This is a genomic window from Mesorhizobium sp. P3_A9, from assembly GCF_056402975.1.
This window is the reverse complement of sequence record NZ_JBFUGJ010000370.1, coordinates 1-5,613: the sequence shown is the minus strand read 5'-3', so window position 1 is coordinate 5,613 and position 5,613 is coordinate 1. Positions and strand designations below refer to the sequence as shown.

Here is a 5,613-nt window from a genome sequence, read left to right as displayed (position 1 = left end):
GTTCATGCCAGCCCTGCGCGCCGCAGCTGGAAGGGGCGAATTCGCACCCTTCTACAAACGCCTCGTCACAAACGGAAAAAAGCCAATGGTGGCAATCGCTGCCGTCATGCGAAAGATCATCGTTACCCTAAATGCAAGACTAAGGGACGCCGCCATTTCTCAGAGTTGATGACGACGGGAGGGATGCCTCAGCCAATCTCCGCGATCCACACCCGCCACGTCGTGACAACAGTCCGCTCTGGTTGGCCCACGACCCGCGCCGCTCCGCCTGCTAAATGCAGGCCGACAAACCCATGCGAGGTCCCCCATGCGCAAACTCATCTCCACCGGCTCGCCGTTCGAAAAGACCGCCGGTTATTCGCGAGCCGTGGTGCAGGGCGACTGGTGCTTCGTCTCCGGCACGACCGGCTATGACTATGCCACCATGACGATGCCGGAGACGGTCGAGGCGCAGACGCGCAATTGCCTGGCGACGATCGGCAAGGCGCTGGCCGACGGCGGCTTCGATATGGCCGATGTGGTGCGGGCGCACTATTATATCACCGACCAGGCCTTCGTGGACGTGGTCTTCCCGATCCTCGGCGAGACCTTCGGCGACATCAGGCCGGCGGCGACGATGATCGTCTGCCAGCTCAACAAGCCGGAAATGAAGATCGAGATCGAAGTGACGGCGCTGCGGCGGACGGCATGAGGAGGCCAAAGCCATGACGGTTCGGCGCATCGTAGCCAATATCGAAACAAAGGACGCGGCAGCCGCCAACCGCTTCTACCACGACGTGCTTGGTCTCGACGTGCTGATGGATCAGGGCTGGATCGTCACCTACGGTTCCGGGGAACAGATGCAGGTGCAGGTTTCCTTCATGGCGCAAGGCGGCTCCGGCACGCCGGTGCCCGATTTGTCGATCGAGGTCGACGATGTCGAGGCTGCGCTCGAAGGCATGAAGGCCGCCGGCTTCGCCATCGAATACGGGCCGGCCGACGAGCCCTGGGGCGTGCGGCGCTTCTATGCGCGCGATCCCTTCGGTCGGCTGGTCAACATTCTCTCGCATCGGTGAAGGGTTTTTCGCAGGACGCTACCCCAGCCTGGGTTCCTCGCCCCCACGGAAGTGGGGGAGAGGTGGCTCGGCGAAGCCGAGACGGAGAGGGGGCTGCGCGGCGTTGAATATCAGAGCGAACTTGCCAGCGCCGCAACCCCCTCTCCGTCCGCTTCGCGGCCACCTCTCCCCCGCCTCTGGCGGGGGCGAGGAACCCAAGTTCTGAGAGGTCGCATGCAGCAGCGTGCGGCACAACTGCACCTGTTCCGCGCGGCAGCATTCCTCGTCCCCTTGCGCATGCGCCGCTTGGCGTTTAGCAAAGCGCCGGTTCAAATTCTTTCTGGGACGGTTTCTCCATGGCAACGAAGCATCTTTTCCTGCTCCCCGGCGACGGCATCGGCCCTGAGGCCATGGCCGAGGTCAAGAAACTGATMKCRGCCATGAACGAMAAGCTCGGCAGCGGYTTYGYCACCGATGCGGGCCTGGTCGGTGGCTGCGCCTACGATGCGCATGGCGCTGCGATTTCCGATGCCGACATGGCAAAGGCAATGGCGGCCGACGCGGTGCTGTTCGGCGCGGTCGGCGGTCCGAAATGGGATGCCGTGCCTTACGAGGTGCGCCCCGAAGCGGGCCTGCTGCGGCTGCGCAAGGACATGGAGCTGTTCGCCAATCTGCGCCCGGCCATCTGCTATCCGGCGCTGGCCGCGTCCTCCTCGCTCAAGCAGGAAGTGGTCGAAGGCCTCGACATCCTCATCGTGCGCGAGCTGACCGGCGGCGTCTATTTCGGCGAGCCCAAGCAGATCATCGATCTCGGCAACGGCCAGAAGCGCGGCATCGACACGCAGGTCTACGACACGTTCGAGATCGAGCGCATTTCCGGTGTCGCGTTCGAACTGGCGCGGACCCGCAAGAACCATGTCACCTCGATGGAAAAGCGCAACGTCATGAAGTCCGGCGTGCTGTGGAACGAGGTCGTCACCCAGACCCACAAGGCGCGCTACTCCGACGTCAAGCTCGACCACATGCTGGCCGATGCCGGCGGCATGCAGCTGGTGCGCTGGCCAAAGCAGTTCGACGTCATTGTCACTGACAATCTGTTCGGCGACATGCTGTCCGACATCGCCGCCATGCTGACCGGCTCGATCGGCATGCTGCCGTCGGCCTCGCTCGGCGCGCCCGACGTCAAGACCAAGAAGCGCAAGGCGCTGTACGAGCCGGTCCATGGTTCGGCGCCCGACATTGCCGGCAAGGGCATCGCCAACCCGATCGCCATGATCGCTTCCTTCGCCATGTGCCTGCGCTATTCCTTCGGCATGGTCGATGAAGCCGACAGACTGGAAGGCGCGATCGCCGCCGTGCTCGATCAGGGCCTGCGCACCAAGGATATTTTGTCCGCCGGCATGACCGAGGTCGGCACGGTTGCGATGGGCGACGCGATCATCGCCAAGTTCCTGGGCTGATTTCGCGCGTTCTGGGTGGCCAATCCTCAACGTTGGCGCCGCCCCTCATTGCTTACCGGGCATTTCTCCCCGTAAACGGGGAGAGGCAGCCACACCGTCGGCACAGTTCTGCAACGTTTGTGATTGGTGAAACCGGTGATGAGAGCGCCCCTCGCCCCGTTCACGGGGAGAGGATGCCGGCAGGCAGGTGAGGGGCGGTGCGACGTTGAGAGGAAGCGCTGAAGCTTGATCGCCGTCCCTTAAATCTTGACCCCTGCCGGCACTGGCCCCCAAGGATTTTCGCCCACCTGGGACGGCACAAGCCCGAAGACCAGCAAGGCTACACCGCCGACGGCCGGGATGAAGCAGAGCAAGACAAGCCAGCCGCTCAGGCCGATGTCGTGCACACGCCGCACGGTAAGCGCGATCCATGGCAGGTTGATTGCCAACGCGAAGATAAGGAAGGGCAGGAATCCTATCGACGTCCTGCCCGCATTGGCGCCGAAGCCATTGACCGCCAGATTGACGAGGAGCCCGAAGCCGAAAAGCGTTGCCAGCATGAGAATGCAACATAGCCAAAAGGCCCAGAATTCCTTGCGGCGGGCGCGTCCGTTGAAATTGAAATAATTCACGCTCACCGTTCKCCCGAAATAGGCCCACAGTCCTGTAGAACCGGCAGGCCGCTTTTCGGCAAGCTGGCCAGGCCGTGGTGGTTCACCGCTGCTTGACGACGGCGCGGTTGAGGCTGCGGCGATATTGTGGGCCGCGCCGTCATCCGGCTGGAATTCGACGAGGGTTCCCCTCACGAGGGCGATGTCAGGGCTTAGGTCGTTACGCGTAAAGATATAGCGCTTGCCGTCGACCCCATTGATGTAACCGAAATCCTGATCCTGGTCGTAGTGATAGACCGCGCCGCGCATGCTTCCCCCTTACAATGCGATGCGCAAATACTACTCAAGGTTGTTCTTGATTGCAATATGCACGCGAGGCTAAATTCGGACGCCCGCCGGCACCGGTCCCCACTGGTTTTCGCGGGCCTGCGTCGGGATGAACGCAAAGACCAGTATGATCAAACTGCCGATGGTTGGGATCAGGATTACAAGGCAGAGCCAGCCGGTCAGGCCGATGTCGTGCAGGCGGCGCACGATCATGCCGAGGCTAGGCAGGAAGGTGGCTAGCAGGAAGGTGCCGCACAGGCCAACCGTCACCGCTGCTGAGAAGCTGTTGTCGAAATTACCCATTTCGATGTCGGTGAAGATGCCGATGCCGAAGATGATCAGCAGGCAAACCGTCCAGAACAGGCAATAGCTCCAATATTCCTTGCGGCGGGCGCGGCCGGCAAAATTGAAGTAGTTCTGGGTCACGCTACGCCAGAAATAGCCCCAGAGATCGGTGGGTTCGGCTGACTCGGACGATCGGCCGAATTGCTGCGCCTGTGCTGCGCCTGCCGTAGGTGCGGGGCTGGCTTGAACCGGGGCAGCGCTCGGGCCGGCGTCGGCGGCCGGGCTTGCGGTGGCGATCGAGAAAACGTCACGCGCCTGGCCGCCGCCGGCCTGGAACTCGACCGCCGTTCCCTTGGGCATCGCGGTTTGCCGGCGGAGGTTCTCGCGGGTGAATGTGTAGCGGTTGCCGTCGGTTCCGGTGATGAAGCCGAAGCCCTGATCCTCGTCATAGTGGAGCACTTCGCCGCGCATCACCCACCCCCTTTATCGCCACGTCCCTGCCAAGGTGTGGCACAAGGCCGAGCCCGCGGGCAAGACCATGCGACATGGGGCCGTGCGACACGGCTACCATATTAGCGGCAAATCAAGCATAAGGCTTTACGTGCAGCCTCTTCGCCAAAGCAGACAATGACAGTCGAGCATTCTGAAGCCAGCGCCGCAACCGAGGTCATGAAACCTCCGAGACTGGCCATCGATGCCACCGGGCTGATGCTCTGGCCGCCTGGCAAGGGCCTGGCTGGCATTCCGCGGGTGGAAAGCTTTCTCGTCAACGCGGCCCTGGCGGACCCCGACCCCAGCGTGGAGGTGGTGGCGTTCAGGCCAGGCGAGAGCCGGTTCCGGCCGCTCGCCGCTTACGAACAGGACCATGTCGCGGCGGGTGAGATTTCACCGCATCGTGTCAAACGGTGGCCAGGGAGACGCACAGCGCTGTCGCAGGCTTTCGAGGCAGTGCGGCAACAGCCCTGGGACAAGCGCGAGATGGACCGCCATCTGGCCAGGACGGTGACCAACGGCCGCAAGGGGATTGCCTACCAGGCGACGAGGCTGTTGATCCGCGCCTATCGTCTGGACCAACGGGCGCGGATCCGGCTTGGTTTGCGCGAGGACGCCATAGCCCAGCCGGTCGAGACGGAACCCGGCCTCGTGCTGATCAGCCATCACATCCTGACCCAGGAGGACCGTTCCGCTGTTTCGGGCACTGCCGGCAAGCTTGCCTTCCTCTGCCACGACATCATCCCGGCATTGCGCCCCGATTTGCTTGGCTCAGGCACCAGCGAGCGCCGCTTCGGCTCCTATCTCGAACAACTCGTGCGCTCCGGCGCGCCGGCATTCTGCGCCTCCGACGAGGTCGGCGCGACGCTGACCGAGCATATGCGCAAGGCCGGCATTGCCGCGCCCGTGGTGTATCGCTTTCCGATGCCCTCCATTTTGCACGCAAACGCATCGCGCATGGGCACGGCCTCGCGCATCGAGGCCGGCGAGCCGTTCGTGCTCTACTGCTCGACCATCGAAGTGCGCAAGAACCACATCCTCYTGGCGCGGATCTGGCRGCAGGCRCGGGAAGAAGGCGTCAAGCTGCCRAGGCTTGTCTGYGCYGGGCGCTGGGGCTGGATGATCGAGCCGCTGCGCGCCTATCTCAAGGCGCATCCCGAACTGCTGCAGTCGGTCACTTTCACCGGGCTGGTCAGCGACGAGCAGCTCATCCAATATTATCGCAGCGCCACGTTCGGCGTCTTTCCTTCGCATATAGAGGGCTGGGGCTACGGCGCCTCAGAATGCCTCGATTTCGGCGTCCCGGCGATCGTGTCGACCACGCCATCGCTGATCGAGGCGACCGGCGGGCTGATGCCGGCGATCGATTCCAACGATCAGGCCGGCTGGTATGCCGCCATCCGCCAGATGGCGGAGGATCATGAA

The 5,613-nt window shown here is 63.2% G+C and carries 6 protein-coding genes; 4 read left to right on the top strand and 2 right to left on the bottom strand.

The features are described from left to right. Nucleotides 1–307: 307 nt before the first annotated feature. The 3 genes from AC1DX0_RS30100 (at nucleotide 308) to leuB (ending at nucleotide 2,494) form a co-directional block, all read left to right on the top strand. Nucleotides 308–691, top strand: a complete 384-nt coding sequence (locus AC1DX0_RS30100) for a RidA family protein (protein ID WP_172222025.1) — start codon at nucleotides 308–310, stop codon at nucleotides 689–691. A gap of 13 nt (nucleotides 692–704) precedes the next feature. Further along, complete coding sequence (locus AC1DX0_RS30095) at nucleotides 705–1,055, top strand: VOC family protein (protein ID WP_477224445.1); 351 nt, start codon at nucleotides 705–707, stop codon at nucleotides 1,053–1,055. 335 nt (nucleotides 1,056–1,390) lie between these two features. Continuing rightward, nucleotides 1,391–2,494, top strand: a complete 1,104-nt coding sequence (gene leuB, locus AC1DX0_RS30090; RefSeq protein ID WP_477358083.1) for a 3-isopropylmalate dehydrogenase — start codon at nucleotides 1,391–1,393, stop codon at nucleotides 2,492–2,494. Between the two features lie 239 nt (nucleotides 2,495–2,733). On the opposite strand, the gene AC1DX0_RS30085 is transcribed toward leuB, so the two are convergent. After that, nucleotides 2,734–3,393: a DUF805 domain-containing protein gene (locus AC1DX0_RS30085; RefSeq protein WP_477224443.1), complete on the bottom strand. Its 660-nt coding sequence runs from the start codon at nucleotides 3,391–3,393 to the stop codon at nucleotides 2,734–2,736. Nucleotides 3,394–3,462: 69 nt separating this feature from the next. Beyond that, a complete protein-coding gene (locus AC1DX0_RS30080) occupies nucleotides 3,463–4,167 on the bottom strand; it encodes a DUF805 domain-containing protein (RefSeq protein ID WP_477224442.1) in 705 nt (234 codons plus the stop codon). A gap of 198 nt (nucleotides 4,168–4,365) precedes the next feature. Here AC1DX0_RS30080 and AC1DX0_RS30075 point away from each other — a divergent pair. Beyond that, a partial coding sequence (locus AC1DX0_RS30075; protein WP_477358080.1) for a glycosyltransferase occupies nucleotides 4,366–5,613 on the top strand: 1,248 nt, incomplete at its 3' end.